This window comes from Candidatus Palauibacter sp. (genome assembly GCF_965237495.1).
GTDB lineage: Bacteria > Gemmatimonadota > Gemmatimonadetes > Palauibacterales > Palauibacteraceae > Palauibacter.
On record NZ_OZ250143.1, the window covers coordinates 2,353,528 to 2,370,645 of the forward strand.

General features: G+C 69.8%; 16 protein-coding genes. 5 read left to right on the forward strand and 11 right to left on the reverse strand.

Translation table 11 applies throughout. The features are described 5' to 3' along the window. The first annotated feature begins 3 nt into the window (after positions 1 to 3). From ACPXY0_RS10325 to ACPXY0_RS10335, 3 genes are read left to right on the forward strand one after another with little or no spacing between them, the layout of a single operon-like run. Positions 4 to 2,085, forward strand: coding sequence for a heme lyase CcmF/NrfE family subunit (locus ACPXY0_RS10325; protein ID WP_423924455.1), 2,082 nt, complete (start codon positions 4 to 6; stop codon positions 2,083 to 2,085). Next, complete coding sequence (locus tag ACPXY0_RS10330; RefSeq protein WP_423924456.1) at positions 2,082 to 2,639, forward strand: redoxin domain-containing protein; 558 nt, start codon at positions 2,082 to 2,084, stop codon at positions 2,637 to 2,639. Before ACPXY0_RS10325 ends, ACPXY0_RS10330 begins: the two co-directional genes overlap by 4 nt. Then, entirely contained in the window at positions 2,639 to 3,241 is a 603-nt protein-coding gene (locus ACPXY0_RS10335; RefSeq protein WP_423924457.1) for a cytochrome c-type biogenesis protein, read from the forward strand. The genes ACPXY0_RS10330 and ACPXY0_RS10335 overlap by 1 nt, the downstream gene beginning before the upstream one ends. Positions 3,242 to 3,359: 118 nt before the next feature. Here the strand turns inward: ACPXY0_RS10335 and ACPXY0_RS10340 are convergent, their stop codons facing one another. Next, positions 3,360 to 3,833: a YybH family protein gene (locus ACPXY0_RS10340; RefSeq protein ID WP_423924458.1), complete on the reverse strand. Its 474-nt coding sequence runs from the start codon at positions 3,831 to 3,833 to the stop codon at positions 3,360 to 3,362. Positions 3,834 to 3,982: 149 nt separating this feature from the next. Between ACPXY0_RS10340 and ACPXY0_RS10345 the strand changes: the two genes are divergently transcribed. Next, a complete protein-coding gene (locus ACPXY0_RS10345; protein ID WP_423924459.1) occupies positions 3,983 to 4,615 on the forward strand; it encodes a DUF2911 domain-containing protein in 633 nt (210 codons plus the stop codon). A gap of 92 nt (positions 4,616 to 4,707) precedes the next feature. Here ACPXY0_RS10345 and ACPXY0_RS10350 read toward each other — a convergent pair whose 3' ends face one another. The 5 genes from ACPXY0_RS10350 to ACPXY0_RS10370 form a co-directional block, all read right to left on the reverse strand. Further along, positions 4,708 to 6,807 (reverse strand): S9 family peptidase, encoded by a 2,100-nt coding sequence (locus ACPXY0_RS10350; RefSeq protein ID WP_423924460.1) that lies wholly within the window; start codon positions 6,805 to 6,807, stop codon positions 4,708 to 4,710. Between the two features lie 120 nt (positions 6,808 to 6,927). After that, positions 6,928 to 7,137: a cold shock domain-containing protein gene (locus ACPXY0_RS10355; protein WP_419936699.1), complete on the reverse strand. Its 210-nt coding sequence runs from the start codon at positions 7,135 to 7,137 to the stop codon at positions 6,928 to 6,930. Positions 7,138 to 7,689: 552 nt separating this feature from the next. Further along, on the reverse strand, positions 7,690 to 8,220 hold the full coding sequence (locus ACPXY0_RS10360; protein WP_423924461.1) for a TlpA family protein disulfide reductase: 531 nt from the start codon (positions 8,218 to 8,220) through the stop codon (positions 7,690 to 7,692). Then, positions 8,217 to 8,909 (reverse strand): hypothetical protein, encoded by a 693-nt coding sequence (locus ACPXY0_RS10365; protein WP_423924462.1) that lies wholly within the window; start codon positions 8,907 to 8,909, stop codon positions 8,217 to 8,219. Before ACPXY0_RS10365 ends, ACPXY0_RS10360 begins: the two co-directional genes overlap by 4 nt. Then, entirely contained in the window at positions 8,906 to 10,231 is a 1,326-nt protein-coding gene (locus ACPXY0_RS10370; RefSeq protein WP_423930654.1) for a M24 family metallopeptidase, read from the reverse strand. The genes ACPXY0_RS10365 and ACPXY0_RS10370 overlap by 4 nt, the downstream gene beginning before the upstream one ends. A gap of 318 nt (positions 10,232 to 10,549) precedes the next feature. Here ACPXY0_RS10370 and ACPXY0_RS10375 point away from each other — a divergent pair, with 318 nt between their 5' ends. Continuing rightward, positions 10,550 to 10,786 carry a hypothetical protein gene (locus ACPXY0_RS10375; protein WP_423924463.1) on the forward strand — a complete coding sequence of 79 codons (237 nt, stop codon included), beginning with the start codon at positions 10,550 to 10,552 and terminating at the stop codon, positions 10,784 to 10,786. Positions 10,787 to 11,279: 493 nt separating this feature from the next. On the opposite strand, the gene ACPXY0_RS10380 is transcribed toward ACPXY0_RS10375, so the two are convergent. From ACPXY0_RS10380 to ACPXY0_RS10400, 5 genes are read right to left on the reverse strand one after another with little or no spacing between them, the layout of a single operon-like run. Further along, positions 11,280 to 11,687 (reverse strand): DUF1761 domain-containing protein, encoded by a 408-nt coding sequence (locus ACPXY0_RS10380; protein WP_423924464.1) that lies wholly within the window; start codon positions 11,685 to 11,687, stop codon positions 11,280 to 11,282. Between the two features lie 2 nt (positions 11,688 to 11,689). Continuing rightward, positions 11,690 to 13,666 carry a CocE/NonD family hydrolase gene (locus ACPXY0_RS10385; protein WP_423924465.1) on the reverse strand — a complete coding sequence of 659 codons (1,977 nt, stop codon included), beginning with the start codon at positions 13,664 to 13,666 and terminating at the stop codon, positions 11,690 to 11,692. After that, positions 13,663 to 15,066 (reverse strand): MmgE/PrpD family protein, encoded by a 1,404-nt coding sequence (locus tag ACPXY0_RS10390; RefSeq protein ID WP_423924466.1) that lies wholly within the window; start codon positions 15,064 to 15,066, stop codon positions 13,663 to 13,665. The genes ACPXY0_RS10385 and ACPXY0_RS10390 overlap by 4 nt, the downstream gene beginning before the upstream one ends. Beyond that, entirely contained in the window at positions 15,063 to 16,580 is a 1,518-nt protein-coding gene (locus ACPXY0_RS10395; protein WP_423924467.1) for a tripartite tricarboxylate transporter permease, read from the reverse strand. The genes ACPXY0_RS10390 and ACPXY0_RS10395 overlap by 4 nt, the downstream gene beginning before the upstream one ends. Positions 16,581 to 16,595: 15 nt before the next feature. After that, entirely contained in the window at positions 16,596 to 17,105 is a 510-nt protein-coding gene (locus ACPXY0_RS10400; protein WP_423924468.1) for a tripartite tricarboxylate transporter TctB family protein, read from the reverse strand. Positions 17,106 to 17,118 lie beyond the last annotated feature (13 nt).

A 17,118-nucleotide genomic window follows, 5' to 3' on the forward strand; every position in this document is an offset into this window, starting at 1 on the left:
CCGATGCTGAGCACGCTCGGATACGCCTCCGTCATCGCGGGGTTGCTGGGCGCGCTGCTGGCCGTCGCCGCCGGGGCCCACGCCGGGCTGAGCCGCTCGGGCGGCGAGATGTCGGCGACGCTGGCGCGACGGGCCGCGTATTTTGCGTTCTTCGCCCTCTCCGGCGGGATGGCCGTGATGGAGGTCGCCCTCCTCACGCACGATTTCAGCGTCGAATACGTGGCGCGCGTCGGGAGCCTCGAGACCCCCACCTACTACACGGCGATCTCGCTCTGGAGCAGCCTCGAGGGGTCGATCCTGTTCTGGGCCTGGATCCTCGCCGGCTACGGCGCCCTGTTCGCCTTCACGCGCCGGCGCGAGGCGAGCGCCCACCGAACCTCCGGCGCCCGGGTCATGGCGATCGGGGGCGGCCTCTCGCACGGACTCCGGACGACACCGCTCGTCCTCGCGGTCATCGGTGTGGTCCAGATCTTCTTCTTCGGTCTCCTCGTGGGTCCCGCCAACCCGTTCGGACTCGTCGACCCGGCGCCGCTCAACGGGCCCGGCCCGAACCCGCTGCTCCAGAACCACCCGCTCATGGGCCTGCACCCGCCCATGCTCTACTTCGGTTTCGTGGGGATGACGATCCCGTTCGCGTTCGCCATCGCCGGCCTCGTGCGCGGGAACGTCGAGGCGCGCTGGCTGCGCGATTCCCGGCGCTGGATGGTCGCCGGGTGGGCCTTCCTCACGATGGGGATCATCGGGGGCGGCTGGTGGTCGTACGAGGTCCTGGGCTGGGGCGGCGCCTGGGCGTGGGACCCGGTGGAGAACGCGTCCTTCCTCCCCTGGCTCACGGCCACCGCCTTCCTGCACTCGGCGATGGTCCAGGAGCGGCGCGGGATGCTGAAGACGTGGAACCTGTCGCTGATGATCGGGACCTTCCTCCTCACCCTGTTCGGGACGTTCCTCACCCGCTCGGGCGTCATCGACTCTGTACACGCCTTCACGGAGGGAGTCATCGGGCCGGTGTTCCTCGGGTTCATCGCGTTCGTGGCGCTCGGGTCGCTCGCGCTGATCGGGTGGCGGAGCAACCGCTTGCACGCGCCGGGACAGGTGGAGAGCGCCGTGTCGCGGGAGTCCGCCTTCATCCTCAACAACCTGCTCCTCGTCGGGTTCACTTTCACGGTCCTGCTGGGGACGATGTGGCCGCTCGTGGTGGAGGCGCTCCGCGGGGACCGGATCTCGGTCGGACCGCCGTACTTCGACAGCGTCGCGAGCCCGATCGGACTGGCGCTCCTCTTCCTCATGGGGATCGGTCCCGCGCTCCCGTGGCGGCGCACGAGCCGCGAGCAGATCGCGCGGTCGTTCGCGGGGCCGGTGATCATGGGCCTCGCGGCCGGGGTGGCGGCGCTCGCGTTCGGGATGCGGGCCTTCCTCCCGATCCTCACCATCGTCTTCGCGGCCTTCGTCCTCACGACGATCTTCCAGGAGTTCCAGAAGGGGATCGCCGCGCGGCGCCGGATCGCGGAGCGCTCCGTAGGCGGGGCGCTGGCGGACCTCTTCACCCGAAACGGGGCACGCTACGGGGGCTACGTGGTGCATGTCGGGGTCGTGGTCATCGCGCTGGCGATCTCGGTGGCGTGGACGTGGAAGGCCGAGCGCGAGATGACGCTCCGGGCCGGGGAACGACTGGCGATCGCGGACTACGAGATCGAGTTCGTCGAGGCCTGGGGACGTGAGGAGGCGCACCGCTATGTGATCGGGGCGACGTTCGATGCCTACCGCGACGGGCGGGAGATCGGACAGGAGCAGCCGCGGCTCAACTTCTATACCGCGACCCAGCAGACGATCGCCACGCCGTCGGTGAAGAGCTCGCTGACGAGCGATCTCTATCTCACGCTGATGGCGGTCGAGCCGGAGCGCGGCGAGCACGTGACGGTGCGGGCGATCGTGAACCCGGGCATCGTCTGGCTGTGGATCGGGGGGATGATCATGGGACTTGGCGCCCTCCTCGCGATCTGGCCCCGACGCCGGGATCGGATGCAGGCGGCCGGGGCCGAACTCATGGCCGAACCGGCGGCGGACGCGCGGCCGAGGGTCGCGTGAAGGGGTGGCGTCGGTGGTCGCTCCCGCTCTGGGCCGTCCCCGTTCTGGCGCTCCTCTACTGGGGACTGGGGCAGGACCAGCGCCGGCTGCCGTCCGCGCTGGAGGGCCGCGAGGCACCCGCCTTCCGCCTCGCGAACCTCTACGACCCGAGCGATTCGCTGAGTCTGGACGATCTCGAGGACAAGGTGGTCGTACTCAACTATTGGGCCTCGTGGTGCATCCCGTGTATCAGCGAACACCCCGTCCTCGTGCAACTGCGCGAGCATTACGACCCCGACGAGGTGGCGCTGGTCGGCGTGCTCTTTCAGGATGCGCCGGAGAACGGGAAGCGTTTCATCGAGGAACTGGGCGGTGAGTGGCCGCTCGTCCTCGACCCGGGCAGCCGGACCGCCATCGAGTACGGCGTGTACGGGGTGCCCGAGACGTATTTCATCGGCGCCGATGGCATCGTGGCGCTCCGGCACGACCTTGCCGTGACCTGGGACCTCGTCACACGCACCGTCGACTCGCTACTCGTGGTCCGGCGCGCGGGCGCTTCCGGGGCGGGCGGCTGATGCGCAGGACGTCGCGCAGGCCGCTGCGCAGGCCGCTGCGCAGGCCGCTGCGCAGGCCGGCCGGGGCGCTCACGCTTCTCCTTCCGCTACTCGCCCTCGGGCTCTCGGGTCGAACGCTCCAGGCCCAGACCGTCGATGGCGCGCTGGACGGAACCGAGCGGCCGCCCGCGCCCGGCGAGGCCGTCCCCAGCGCCGAGATCGACGCGCAGACGGCCGCGATCGGCGCCACGCTGCGCTGCCCCATCTGCCGCCAGCAGTCCGTCGCCGAGTCCTCGTCCCGGATCGCGCGAGAGATGCAGGGCGTGATCCGCACCATGCTCATGGACGGCCGCACCGCCGAGGAGATCGAGGCCTACTTCGTCGAGGCCTACGGCCCGTGGATCCTGCTGAGGCCGCGGGCGGAGGGGATCAACCTCTTCGTCTACATCGGTCCGGCCGTGGCGTTCGCCCTCGGCGGGCTGGTGGTCGCGCGCCGCATCCGACGCCGTCGCGAGGGCGACGGGGCCGAAGACCCCGCCGACGCCGTCCGCCCGACGCCGGGCCGGGATCCGCTCCGGAAGGCCGATCGCAAGTGGATCGAGGCCGCGATCAAGGGATCCTGAAGGTCTCCGCGCGTGCCCGCGGGAACGTTTTCCGCCTCTCCATCCGCAGGCTTCCTGCTCTCCGACAGCGCCCGAGACGTTCCCGCGGGAACGTTTCCGGGGCGGGATCGAGCGCGCCCTAGTCCCACATCACCCGGTGGATGCGCCACCGGGCTGCCGTTCGCTTCCACACCTCGAGGAACTTTCCGCTCAGCTCGGTGCCATCGGGGCCTCGCACCCGGTACGTCCCGTTCGCGAACGCCAGGCTTCCGTCCACCTCGAGATCGTCGATCGTGAACCGGGCCTCGAGGAGGGGGGCGGAGCCTTCGAGCGCGCGGGCGATCGCCTCGTGCCCCCGCACCGCCGGCTCGCCGGACGGCAGCCGCACCGCGTCCGGCGTGAACACTTCCGCCACCGCCGCTTCCGGCGTCCCCGCGATCAGCGAGGCCTCCCAGCGGCGGGTCACGGCCTCGATCTCCGTCCGGACCGCGGCCGCATAGGCCGACCGTCCCGCCGCGCCGGACCGTCCCGCCTCGCCCGCGTCGGATCCCGCACCACACGCCGCCGCGAAGAGGCCAGCCGCCGCCACGAGCCACCGGAATCTCTTGTTCATGCGCCCTATTGTATCGGCGGCGGAATGGGACGGCGACGCATGCCGCTTTCCCCGTCGGGGACGCGGAGGTAGGATGGCGGCGCGCGCCGCAGGAACGACCCGCCGCGCCGTTGGACGAAGCTGCCCCGTGCACCCCCCTGGAGGTCCGAATGAAGAAGATGTTTCGCTCGATTCCCTGCCTCGCCATCGCCCTCGGCCTGGCGCTCGCTTTCGCTTCCGCCGCGGAGGCCCAGGACCGGCGCATGAGCCCTCGCGGCGAGGCCGCGACCCAGGTCGGCGGCTCGTTCGACGCGGAGGGCGGCTATCAGGGTGGCTCCTGGGTCGTCGTGACCTACGGCCGTCCGATTCTGCGCGGCCGGGACCTGTTCGGTTCGGGCGCGGAGTACGGGCAGTCGTTCCTGCGCGGGGCGCCCCTGTGGCGCGTCGGAGCGGACCAGTCCACGCGCTTCATGACCGAGGCCGACCTCATGTTCGGCGGCGAGCGCCTGCCGGCGGGCGAATACAGCGTGTTCGCCGAGCTCACCGAGGACGAGTGGACGCTGATCTTCTCGAACTGGGGCGCGAAGGAGACCTTCCGGGAGGAGAACCCGGACGCACTGTGGGGCGCTTACGGCTACACGCCCGACCGGGACGTGCTGCGCACGACGATGGACGTGTCGACGATCATGGTGTCGGCCGACCAGCTCTCCATCTCGTTCATGGACATGACGCAGGAGGGCGGCGTGTTCTCGATCTGGTGGGACGACCAGGTCGCGACGGTCCCCTTCCAGGTCGCCCGCTGACCCTTCTGCAGGACCCGGAGATTGTTGAATATCGGAGGCTTCAGGTTTCGATATTCAACAATTCTCCGGTCTGAATCCCGCGTTTCCTCGGCTCACGATGTCGTGGCCGAGTAGCGGCGGAACCACTCCAGGGTCGACAGCATCTTGCCGATGTGGTGGCTCGGGCGGCGGCGGATGCCGTGCGGCTCGCCCGGGAAACGCACCAGCGAGGTCTCCACGCCGAGCAGCTTGAGCGCCTTGAAGTACTGCTCGGACTCGGACATCGGCGTGCGGTAGTCCTCCTCGCCCGTCACGATGCGCGTCGGCGTGGTCACGTTCTCCACCACGCTGAGGAGCGAGCGCGACTCGTAGTGCTCCACGTGGTCCCACGGCAGGCCCGGGAACCAGTACTTGACCCCGGAGGCTGACATGTCGGCCGTGAGCACGAAGCTGTACCAGTTGATGACGGGATACCACGACACCGCGGCCCGGAAGCGGTCCGTCCGCCCCACGAGCCACGCGGTGAGCACCCCGCCGCCGCTGCCGCCCACGACGTAGAGCTGGTCCTCATCCACGTAGCCCTGGTCGATCACCGCGTCGACGCCCGACATCAGGTCGTAGAAGTCGTCGCCCGGGTACGCGTGGTGGATCAGGTTCCCGAACTCCTCGCCGTAGCTCGTGCTCCCGCGCGGGTTCGTGTACAGGACGACGTAGCCCTGGGCCGCCATGAGCTGCTTCTCGAGGTCGAAGCGCGCCCCGTAGTTCGAGAACGGTCCCCCGTGGATCTCGAGGATGAGCGGATATTCGCGCGACGGGTCGAAGCCGGGCGGCTTGATGATCCAGCCCTGGATCGGCCGGCCGTCGTGCGAGGACTCGTACCGTATCTCCTCCACCTCGCCGATGTCGCGCTTCGCGAACAGATCGTCGTTGATGCCCGTAAGGACCCGGACATCGCTCCCGGGGCGACCCGCCGCGATTTCGGAGGGGATGGCCGGCGTCGTGTAGTTCATCGCGAAGCTGCCGTCTCCGGCCACCGAATAGTCCGCGCCGGCGTACGCCCGGGCGACGCCCCCCACGTTCTCGGTGAGCACCCGGTGGCCGCTCCCGTCGTCCTCCGGACCGAAGAGGGCAAGCTTCGTCATCCCCTCGTCGTCGTAGAGGGCGTACAACCCCGACCCGTCGGGGGCCCACGTGGCGTTGTAGACCTCGCGGTCGAGCCCGGCCGAGATCGAGCGCGGGTCGCTCCCGTCGCGGTTCATGACGTAGAGCTGCGTGAGCTGATAGCCCTGGAAACGGTCGTCCATCCCGAAATAGGCGATGTGACGGCCGTCCGGGGAGACGATCGGCCCGTCATCCGGGCCCCGCCGATCCGTGAGCCGCGTGGCCGTGCCGTCGGCGACGGAGACCTCGAACACCTCCGTGTCCGCCACGAACACGCTCTCCGTGTCGCCGCCGCGCGGGTCGCGCGACATGACCAGACCCATGCCGTCCGGGGTCCAGGAGACGTGCGCCCCGCCGATCCCGTTCCCGCCCCAATGCACGTCGCCGCTCGTGATCTGCCGCGGCGATCCCCCTTCGGCCGGGACCACGAAGATGTGGACGAACCCGTGCGGGAGATCGCCCAACTGGTCGAAGCGGTACACGAGCCGTTCCACGACCTGGGCGGGCTCGGCCCACTCCGCTCCCTCCGGCGGCGGCGGCATCCCGGCGATCGTCGGCGCCGGCTTCGGGACCAGTTTGCTGAAGGCGATCTGCGTCCCGTCCGGCGACCACTCGAAGGACCGGGGCGGTTCCGTCACGTTCGTGGTCGCCGAGGTCTCGCCCGAGTCCATCCAGCGGACGTGGATCTGCGAATCCCCGCTCCGGTTCGAGATGAAGGCGAGCCGCGTGCCATCGGGCGACCAGCGGGGCGAGCCGTCCGAGTAGTCCCCCGTGGTCAGGGGACGGTGGCCCGACCCATCGGCGCCCACGATCCACAGGTTCGAGAACCGGCTGTCCGTCATGATGTCGGCGCGCTGCCGGACGTAGACGACCGAGCGGCCATCGGGCGATATCTGAGGGTCGGCCGCGATCTCGACCTCGAAGATGTCCCCCATGCGCAGCGGGCCGGACTCGGCCCCGGTCTGCCCGGCAGCCGTCGGGGACGCGCAGAGGAGGGCAAGGGTCGCGACGAGCCAAGGGGAGAAACGGGTGCTGCTTCGCCGGGCGCTCATGTCATTCTCCGTGGATCGGGTCCTAGCTGGCCGGGAACCCCCGGATCATAGCAAAAAAAGGGCCGCCCGTCGCCGGGCGGCCCTTTCTGATCTCACCTTACGCCTGGTGGCGATCGGCGATCATGCGACTCGGGTCACGTTCTCCGCGGCCGGGCCCTTGGTCCCGTCCGTAACGTCGAACTCGACGGCCTCGCCCTCCTTGAGGGTGCGAAAACCGTCTGACTGGATCGCCGTGTGGTGTACGAAGCAGTCCTTACCACCGTCCTCGGGCGTGATGAAACCGAAGCCCTTCTGGTCGTTGAACCACTTCACTGTACCTGTCGTGCGCATTCCGTACTCCTTGCTGTAGTCACTGTCGGAGTTCGGAAAAACCGTACCTGCCGACCGCTGACCAGTTCGACGCGGTCTCCCCCGCGCCAAGGTCGTGGCACTCGCCACGCGAACCTAAAAAAAAGGGCGGCCGTGTTGAGAGGCCCCCCCGATTCTGCGATGCTGCCTTCTCAGCCCGTGACCTCCGGCATACGACCGGGTAGGTCCGGACGGACGCAATGATCGCGCAGTGTGGGCCGCGCGTCAAGGGGGGCCGCTTCGCCCGTTACGTAGACGCTGACCTCCGCCACGCCTCCGTAGACGCACCGCTCCGAGACCGGGGCGAGCGCCGCCCACCCCGCCGATGCGCCCGCCGCTTACGCCTACGATCCGGCAACCTTCGAGATGATTCTCACTCCAGCTTAGCGCGTCCGTCTCGAAGGTCGCGTCTCCCGTCGCGATCCCCTCCTCGCAGATCGCCCGCACCCGGTTCCAGTCCTTCGGAAGGAGCGGCTGGATCTCGCTCGGCATCGTCGCTTCCTTCCTCATCGACCCGGCGGCGGGGTCCGCGCGCTACTCGGCAGCCGCGAGTACGCGCTCTACGAGGGCCTCCGTCTCCGGTTCGAAGGGGTGAAAGCGTCCGCCCCAGTACGCCCGGATCAGGCCCTCCCGGTCCACCAGCAGCGTGTGCGGCACGCCCGGGTAGAGGTCCAGCAACTCCGTCAGCGCGGGACCATCGCCCATGAAGTTGGGATAGGTGATGCCGAACTCGTTCAGGAACCCCTCCACCAGCGCCACATCCCCTTCATCGATCGAGATCCCGACCACGGTGAAGTCGTCCGACGGGTAGCGGGCCTGCATCTCCTCCAGTTCCGGCATCTCGTCGCGGCAGGGGATGCACCAGGTCGCCCACAGGTTGAGGACTACGACGCGGCCTCTGAACTGGGCGAGGTCGGCCGGCTGTCCGTCGAGATACGTCACGTCCAGCGGCGGGAGCGGCCGGTACGAGCCGCGCCCCCCTTCGCCACACCCCGCCGCGAGCCCCGCGGCGAGCAGCGCCGGCAGCAGCACGGCCCGTGCGTGGGCGGGTCGCCGGGGCCTCATCGGTTCGACTCCCGGTTCGACTCCATCGCGTCCTCCATCTCTCGTTCGAAATCCATGTTCGTGGGCGTCGCGAAGACGCCGAGCGGCCGCTCGTAGGGCTGGTCGGTGACGACGATTTCGGGTTCCGTCGTGAGGAGTACGTCAGCGGGGACCGGTGCGAAGGTGAGGTCGTCGACCCAGAGTTCGCCGTCCCCCGTGATCATCGCCCCGAGGAGAATCGTCACGCCCTCGGGCGGAACGTCGACGACGATGTCGCGGGGCTCCCAGTCGCGGGTGCCCTCGACCCGGCGGTCCTCGCTGTTGTCGAGCGCGAGCATGGCGTACTTGCCTTCCAGGATGCCGTCGACCCGCACCCACAGCCCGCCCGAATCCACGTCGTCCGCCCGCAGGTACCCCCGCAGCCGCATGCGCTGGCCCCGATAGGCGGTCGCGTCGACCATCTGGACGCTCGCTACCCACTGGCTGCGTCGGCGGTTCCCCCTCGCCTCGAGCCGCATGCTCGCGGCCCCCGAGTGGGCGACCTCCCGGTCGAGCCGCAGCCGGTAGTCCGCCTCGTCCGGGCCGACGAGCACCCATGCGTCCGGCATCTGGGCGGAGAGCCCGCTCCCGCCCCCTGCCGCGAGCGCCGCGAGCGCCGCCGCCGCCAGCCCTCGGAGCCTCGTCCGCGCGTCCGGCACCGCGCGAGTCATCGCGGGATGAGCCAGAGATCGGTCTGGCGGCCGTCGATGTACCATGTGCGCGCGCCGTCGAAGAAGGCGTCCTCCTCCAGCATGATGCGGACCGTCTGCCCGTCCCACTCGGGGACCGGAACCGCCGCGTTCAGTTCGATCGAGTGCGCCGTGTTCGGGAAGAGAGGATAGTCGCCGCGCCCCGGCACCCCGCCCTGCTGGTCCCACAGACCGATCGTCGGGCCGGCGCCGTGCCCGTGGAAGCCGATCGGGTGCGTGTAGATCGTCGCGTCGATCCCCTCGGCCCCCGCCTGCGCCAGCGCGCCCGCCAGGATGTCGTTCCCCGAGCGCCCCGGCGCGAAGTTCTCCGTGAGGATGTCCTGGAGGCGGTTCCCGGCCGCGAGCGCGCGGACCAGCCCCGCGGGCGCCGCGTCTTCTCCCGGTCTCAGCACGTAGGCGTGCTGTTGCGTGTCCGTGTTCAGCCGCAGGTAGGTGATCCCGAAGTCGACGTGGAGCAGGTCCCCCGGCCGGATCACGTTCTCCTCCGGGCGGGCGGAGAAATCCCCCTCCCCCTCTCGCGCGCCGCCCGCCTTCTCGTGGCGCTGGACGGAGACGCCGGGCTGGAACCAGGTGCCGAGCCTGAGGTCGAGGATCCGCTCGCGGTACCACCACACGACGTCCTCCGTCGTCGTCACGCCCGGCTGGATCACCTTCGCGCTGAACCCCTCGGCGATGATCCGGTGCGCGATGCGGACGATCTGGGGATAGACCTCCATCTCCTCCGGGGTCCGCGTTTCGAGCCACCCGATCGCGAGCCGTTCGGCCCCCGCCACCCGCTCGCGGTACTTCGCCGGGAGCGCGGCCATGAAGGCATCGTATTCCGTCCCCGTGAGCCCGTCGGCCAGCGCGAACGTGGAGGAGCGGTTGACGGCGATCCGCCCCGGGTCGCGCTCCGCGATGATCTCCGCCACGCGCCCCCATTGGTCGGGCTCCGCGTCGGGATCCCACGCGCGCGGGAAGGGACCGATGTCATAGCGGGCCACTGCGAGCCGCTCGAGCGGCTGCCCCGGCCCCGGGTCGTGGAAGATGAGGACCGTGCGCCGCCGCGCCGCCATGTACGTGGACGGCAGCATGGTCTCGATGACCGGATCCTCGTTGTACTCGCGCGCGGCGACGATCCACAGGTCGACCCCCTCGCGCCGCATGATCTCGGGCGCCACGGTCTCGAGCCGCCGCTCCAGCCAGCGGTCGATGACGGCCGCCCGCTCGCGCAGCGGAAGCACGACGGGCATCGTCCCGTTCGTGCGCTGCGCGTCCGCGAAGCCGCCGTGGGCAGCGGGCATCGCCGACTGCGCCCCGAGGGGAGACGCCCCCGGGGACAGTCCCGGCGTCAGTCCCGGCGTCGGTCCCGGCGTCAGCGAGAGGCCGCCGAGCAGCGCCCAGACCGCGAGCGCACGGCGGGGCAACCTCGAGGAGGGGGTAATCGGAAAGCGCATCTCGAATCTCCGTTCCGTATCCAGCGTCCGGGCGCGACCGGGAACGTAGCCCGGCGCGCGGCCTGAACTTACCGAATCGAGCGCAAACGGGAGAGGGGGGAATGGCGGAATCCTCCCCGTTCGCGGCATCGTAGGAACCCCCAGCCCCAGCCCGGAGGACGCCTGATGAAGGACGTGGATTCGGATCTCCTGCCCGACCTCTATACCCAGCGGCAACTGGACAAGACGCGGCGGCGGCAGCGGACGCTGGGCCGCATCGAGGGGGGCGTCGCCGTCGCGGCCGGGTGGGCGATCTTCAGTTTCCTGCCCTGGATTCCGGCGATCCTCGTCCTCAGCGTCGTCGGCTATCTCATCTACCGCTTCGTCGTGAAGCCCCGGAAGTCCTCCGACGATCCGACGTAGGTCTGCTGCGTATCGCCGGACCTATACCGGACTCAAGGACGAGCGTCGTTCGTGGAGGCCTGTTACTCGGAAATCTACTCTGAAGCAACGAGGCTCACGGCACTTCCGAGTTCCATCGCTGCCAGATCCGGAACTGGCGGGGGTGAGCTTGCGGCAAGCCCGCCGTCAGGTAGGACGAGATAGTGGAACCGTGTAACCCTCGGCGTGGTATCCGGCCGAGACAAACCACGTCGGAACAGGGTGACGCAAATGTTCTTGCACGGATGGATCGAGTACTCGCGGGATCTTGTTACGCGTCGGCGTCGCGAGTCGAAGGAAGACGCATTGGACGCGGAGATCGTCCGTGAACGACTCGCGAAGGTCAACGCTGACCCCAGCGAGCTTGTCACGGGCACGGAGTTGGTAGCCGAGCTCAAGGAGATCGTAGGTTAGACCTCCCGCCCGTTCCGACCATCTCAGCTACTACCGCCGGATCGGGTGAGTGCCACCCGGATCAGGTCCAGGCGGCGAGGACCACCGCCTGGCCGATGAGGGCGACGCCGTTGTAGCCCAGACCGAGGACGAAGAGCCCCGTCTTCCGCCCCTCGTAGGTGACCGACTGGGACGCGACCGGGAGGACGAAACCGATCAGCGCCATGAGCGCCACGTGCACGCCCGCCATCGCGCTCCCGGATCCCCCCATGTCGGCGAGCAGCTGCGCCAGGATGTACGCCGTGATCAGCGCCATGATGAAGCTCGGGCCGTGTGTCTTCAGCGGGTTGTAATTCGCCTGAATCTCTTCCGCGGTCGTCTCCATGAGGGCGAGCCACTGCTTGCCGAACACGGGCCCGTACCAGAGGTAACCGACGACCATCGGGACGATGCCGGCGACGAGGACGGCGAGCCAGTTGACGTCATGCATGACTATCTCCGTTGGATGGGTTGGATGGGGAGGAGGATCGCCGACGCGCGCGCGCCGGCATGGTGGATCGTGTTCTCGGCCGGCGTCATGCGGGTGTGGCGGCCCAGCGGTTCGCCGGTGTTGGGGTTCACGTCGAAGCGGGGATAGTTGGAACTGGAGACTTCCACCCGGATCCGGTGGCCCGCCTGGAACAGATTGGCGGTCGGGAACAGCCGGATCTCGAATTCGTAGACCTCGCCCGGCGTCATCAGCGTCTCCCGTTCACGCGACTCCCGGTAGCGGGCGCGGAGGATCCCGTCGGTGATATTGAGATCGAACCCCTCTGGATAGTCGTCACTCGGGGGATAGACGTCGACGAGCTTGGCCGTGAAGTCGGTGTCGGGGGTGCTCGAGGAGGCCCACAGGGTGACGCTCACCGGGCCGATCACCTCCACATCCCCGGCCAGCGGTTCGGTCTCGAATACGAGGACATCGGACCGGTCCGCGGTGCGGCGGCCGTCCACCTCGGAAGCGAAGAACCCGTTCTCCGACCCGCCCTCGAGCGACCGGAACGTCCGTTCGCGCTGGTCGTAGCCGCCCCTCTTGAGCGCGCCCGAGAAGGCGCCGCCGATCGTGGGCACCGGGTGTTCGGGGTCGTAGGCATAGGCGCTCGATCCCTCGTCCGCGCCCGGCGGCTCGGGGGTCAGCCCGCCCCCGGCGCGGAGGTAGTACGGCGTCAACTCGGTGTCTTCGAGCGGCCACGCGTCGGCGGTGCGCCACTCGCCGCCGTGGAAGAGACGGCCGTTCTCGTCGCGGTGCCCGTCCCCGCCGCCCATGACGAAGATCGTGACCGCGCCGACGGCCTCGCCTCCCAGTCGCGCGGCGTCCTCGAACAGACCGCTCGCGCGCTGTCCTCTCAGCTGCCGGTCGAACCAGCGCAGGTGGAACTCGCGCGAGAAGTCCTCGATCGCGGCCTCGGCTCCGAACTCGATGTCGCCGGCGGTCGAGCGGCTGTTTCCGCCGTGGGTCCAGGGCCCCATCACCAGCATCATCCGGGACGACTTCAGGCGTGACAGTTCGACGAAGCTCTGGATCGTCCCGGGGGCGTAGGAGTCGTACCAGCCGCCGACGTGCAGCATCGGGATGTCCGCCGTCTGGTCATAGTACTCCGCCCAGTTGCGGCCGATACCACGGAAATAGTCGTCATAGTCCCCGTGGTTCTGCATCGTGAGGTAATAGTCCTCGAAATTGGAGGCGACGGAGAGCGGGTTCTCCCCCTTTTGGAACGGAGTGTCGCGGAACCAGTCCGAGGGCGGCTCCTCCTGCAGCCGGAGACGGATCTCGGGGTCGTCCGCCACGGCGGCGAGCTGGAGGTGGGCCCACCCGAGCTGCTGTCCGAGTTCGAACGCGCCGTGGTTGCGGACCTTGTGGGTCCAGGCGTCGGAGAGGCCCCCCATCGTGAGGACGAGCGTCTCGAGGCCCGGCGGGTTCAGCTTGGCGGCGTCCGCCTGCGTGTGGGCGCCGTAGGAGGTGCCCCACATCCCGATGGAAGGCTCCGCGTAGTCGAGTCCGGTGATCCACTCGATCGTGTCGTAGCCGTCGGGCGCGTCGAACTCGTGGTATTTCTGGAACTCTCCCTCGGAGGCGTAGAGGCCGCGCGTGTCCTGCAGCACGACGATGAAGCCGTGGGTCGTGAACCAGCGCGCCTGGTCGACGAGGCCGCGCGAGGTCTTGTCGTACGGGGTCCGCTGGAGGAGGACGGTAAAGCGCTCGTCGACCGGCTCGTAGTCGCGCGAGGGACGGTAGACGTCGGTCGCGAGGCGCACGCCGTCCCGCATCTCCACCATGCGGTTCGTCTCCACCTGGAGCGCGTCGTATGGACCGCGCCCCGCCGCTTCGGCGTCCGCGTCCGGAGCTCCGGAGCCGGCCGAGTCGCCGCAGGCCGCGACCCACAGCGCCCCCAGCAGGACGAGGCCGCGAGAAGCCACGCCGGGACTCACGCCGGGACTCCGGCCAGGGCGGTGGAGAGCGCGGCCACGAGTTCGTCGATGCGGCCCAGGTCGTCCACCCGCTCGAGGTTCGCCAGCGCCGCGTCGATCTGCTCGTCCTCCATCACGAGGCTCGCGCAGTCCCGGAACTTGGCGTGCAGCTCCTCGCGGCTGAGGGGACGCTCCGGACCGCCGGGATAGGTGTCCGCCTCGGTGTGCAGTTCGGTGCCGTCTCGGAGGCGGACGTCGATCGCGCTTCGCATGCGGTCGTAGCCGCGGGCGTCGATCTCCGCGTCGAACTGCACCGTGACCCGCCGCATCATGTCCGCGGCCTCGTCGGAGAGGACGAAGTCGTCGTGGAACTCGCGGATCCCGGCCCGGCGGCGGAGCACGATGCTCGAGAGGACGAAGGGGATGCAGAACTTCGCCTCGAGTTCGTTGTTGGGCACCGGATACCGGAGCGGGTTCAGGATGTTGTGCCCGGCGCGGAAGGTGATCTCGGCGATGTCGTCGGGGGCGAGGTCGTGCTCCGTGACGAGTTCGAGCATGGCGGCCATGCTGGGGTGGCCGAGACTCCCCGAGGGGAAGGGCTTCACGGACACGCCGGGGTCGAGCAGGGTGTAGGGGGCGCCGAGGGCGCCGACCAGCCGCTCGGGCTCGAAGCCGCCGCCGAACACGCGGAAGAAGCCCCACGGCGCCTCCAGCGCATCGTGCCCGGCCGTGTAGCCGCGGGCCGCGAGGTCGACGGCCAGGATGCCGTTCTCGGCCGCGCGGCCGGCGTGGAGCGGCTTGGTCATGGTGCCGAACCCGAGCCGGATCCCCGACGAGAGGCTGGCCGCGATGCCGAGCGCCATGGCGAGTTCGTCCGCATCGAGCCCGGCCAGCTTGGCGGCCGTGGCGCAGGCGCCGAGCGTCCCGATCGTCGCGGTCGAGTGGAACCCCTCCATGTAGTGCCGGGGATCGATCGCCTCGGCGATCTTGCACTCCACCTCGAAGCCGATGAGGAACGCCTCCAGGAACTCGGCCCCCGTCGCCCCCGCCCGCTCGGCGGCGGCGTACCCGGCCGAGAGCGGCGCCACGGTCGGGTGCGTGAGGAGCCCGAAGATCCGGTCGGGCGCGTTCGAGAGCTGCGTGTCGTCGAAGTCCATCGCGTGGCCGGCCGTGCCGTTGGCCCGCGCCGCGAGCGAGGCCGGGGCGCGGGTGTCGGGAGGCCCGAGGATGGTCGCCTCCGTGTGCCCGCCCTGGACCGCGATCTGATCCCGGACGACCCGGGAGCAGGCGTCCGTCGACCCGGCGAGGATCACCCCCGTCCCGTCCGTGACGCAGCGCCGCCCCTCGGCCAGCAGCCGCTCCGGAAAATCGTCGATCGTCGTATCGAGTATGAAGTCGATGACCGCACGCGTCGCGCTCACTCGTGCTCCTCGTGTCTGTGTGGTTGTGTTTGTCTCCGCGTTCGTGCGGAGATCAGCCGGCTGCGGACCGCGGGCGCCGCGAAGCTGACCACCGCCAGCACGAGCAGCACCAGGCTGATCGGACTCTCGAGGAAGACCGAGTGCGACCCCGAGGACAGCGTCAGCGCCCGGCGATAGTTCGTCTCGATCATGGGACCGAGGATGAGGCCGAGCACCGCCGGTGCCAGCGGGTATCCGTATCGCAGCATAGCGAAGCCGACGAGCCCGTAGAAGAGCGCCACCCACGCGTCGGCCGGGTTCCCGCGCAGCGCGAAGGTGCCCACCAGCGAGATGGCCACGACGAGCGGCATCAGGATCGAGGATCGAAGCCGCACGACCCGCGTCCACAGGGGGATGCCGAGCCGACCCACCGCCAGCATGAGCAGCACCGCCACCACGAACCCGGCGTACAGCGTATGGACGAGCGAGGCGCGCTCGGTCATGAGCAGCGGACCCGGCGCCACGCCCTGCACCGTCAGACCGCCGAGCAGCACCGCGGCGCTGGCCGACCCCGGGATCCCGAGCGCGAGGAGCGGGATCATCGCCGCCCCCACGCAGGCGTTGTTCGCGGCTTCGGGCGCCGCGATCCCGGCCGGAACGCCCGTCCCGAACAGCTCGGGCGTCTTCGAGACCCGCCGCTCCTCGTTCCACGCCACGATGGAGGCGATCGTCGCCCCCGCGCCGGGGATGGCCCCGATGATCCCGCCGATCGCCGATCCCCGCAGGATCGGGCGCCACAGCCCGAACAGCTCGCGGGCCTTCGGGAGCCGGCCCGTGATCCCGCCGCCGGGGGCCGTCGCCTTCCGCTGGCCGGTCGCCGCCTTCAGCGCTTCGGCGATCGCGAAGAAGCCGATCAGCATCGGCACCAGCCCGAGCCCGTCCATGAGCGCATTCGTGCCCAGCGTCAGCCGCGGCGCCCCCGTGAGCACGTCGAGCCCGACGATGAAGAAGAGGAGGCCGAGCAGCGCGCTGATGATCCCCTTGAGCGGGTCGTTCCCCACGAGGTTCGCGACGATCGAGAGCCCGAACACGCCGAGCCCGAAATACTCCGCCGGCCCGAAGACGATCGCCGCACGCGACAGAGGCCCCAGCGCGAGCACCAGGAGCACGGTCCCAAGGAGCCCGCCCATCATCGAGGAGAAGAGGGAGATCCCGAGCGCGCGCGCCGCCTCGCCCCGGCGGGTCATGGCGTAGCCGTCGAAGGTGGTGGCGAGCGCGGGTGAACTCCCCGGCACGCCGATCGCGATCGCGGTGATCGATCCCCCGTACTCCGCCGCCATGTAGATCGAGACCATCATCAGGAGCGCCGGCGTCGGATCGAGCGCGAAGGTGACGGGGAGGACGAGCGCGAGTCCCACCGTCGAACTCAGCCCCGGCATCGCCCCGGCGAACACGCCGAGCAGGCTGCCGGCGAGGAGCGCCGCGAGGTTGCCCGGCTGGAGCGCCGTCAGGAGGCCGTCGAGGAAGGAGGTCACGCGCCGCGCCGCCCGTCAGAACCCGGCGGGGAGCGGCACGCCGAGCGCGACCATGAACACGAGATAGATGAACCCCGCGAAGACGAGCGGAACGGAGGCGAGCGCCACCCGCGAGCGCTCCCCCGTCAGCCACATGAGCCCGACGACGAGGAGTGGAACGGACACCACGGTCCCGAGCCGGGGCCAGACGAGGAGAAAAGCCGCGATCCACGCCACGGCGAGCCACAGGCGGGCGCCGCGGCCGGCCCCGGAACCCGAAAAAACGTTCCCGCGGGAACGTCTCACGTCCGGCGGCGGTTCCGACGGCGGGGACCATGGCTTGGCGCGGACCGCGAGCCAGACCGCGCAGCCGATCAGGAGCGTCGCGAGGAGACGGGGGAAGAAGGCCGGACCCGGCGCCCCCTCGGCGAGCGAGGCCGGGTAGCTCCGCGAATCCAGGAGTACCCCCACCGCCAGGACCGCGAGGAACGCGGCCTCCGCGAGCAGGCGCAGCGGCGTGGCCGCGCGCGCGGCGGAGTTACCCAACGCTACTCATCGC

Excerpts from the sequence above, each read along its gene's own strand:
- ACPXY0_RS10325 (WP_423924455.1), top strand. The coding sequence starts at position 4 with ATGCTGAGCACGCTCGGATACGCCTCCGTCATCGCGGGGTTGCTGGGC.
- ACPXY0_RS10335 (WP_423924457.1), top strand. The coding sequence starts at position 2,639 with ATGCGCAGGACGTCGCGCAGGCCGCTGCGCAGGCCGCTGCGCAGGCCG.
- ACPXY0_RS10340 (WP_423924458.1), bottom strand. The coding sequence starts at position 3,833 with ATGAACAAGAGATTCCGGTGGCTCGTGGCGGCGGCTGGCCTCTTCGCG.
- ACPXY0_RS10345 (WP_423924459.1), top strand. The coding sequence starts at position 3,983 with ATGAAGAAGATGTTTCGCTCGATTCCCTGCCTCGCCATCGCCCTCGGC.
- ACPXY0_RS10350 (WP_423924460.1), bottom strand. The coding sequence starts at position 6,807 with ATGAGCGCCCGGCGAAGCAGCACCCGTTTCTCCCCTTGGCTCGTCGCG.
- ACPXY0_RS10355 (WP_419936699.1), bottom strand. The coding sequence starts at position 7,137 with ATGCGCACGACAGGTACAGTGAAGTGGTTCAACGACCAGAAGGGCTTC.
- ACPXY0_RS10360 (WP_423924461.1), bottom strand. The coding sequence starts at position 8,220 with ATGAGGCCCCGGCGACCCGCCCACGCACGGGCCGTGCTGCTGCCGGCG.
- ACPXY0_RS10365 (WP_423924462.1), bottom strand. The coding sequence starts at position 8,909 with ATGACTCGCGCGGTGCCGGACGCGCGGACGAGGCTCCGAGGGCTGGCG.
- ACPXY0_RS10370 (WP_423930654.1), bottom strand. The coding sequence starts at position 10,231 with ATGCCCGCTGCCCACGGCGGCTTCGCGGACGCGCAGCGCACGAACGGG.
- ACPXY0_RS10375 (WP_423924463.1), top strand. The coding sequence starts at position 10,550 with ATGAAGGACGTGGATTCGGATCTCCTGCCCGACCTCTATACCCAGCGG.
- ACPXY0_RS10380 (WP_423924464.1), bottom strand. The coding sequence starts at position 11,687 with ATGCATGACGTCAACTGGCTCGCCGTCCTCGTCGCCGGCATCGTCCCG.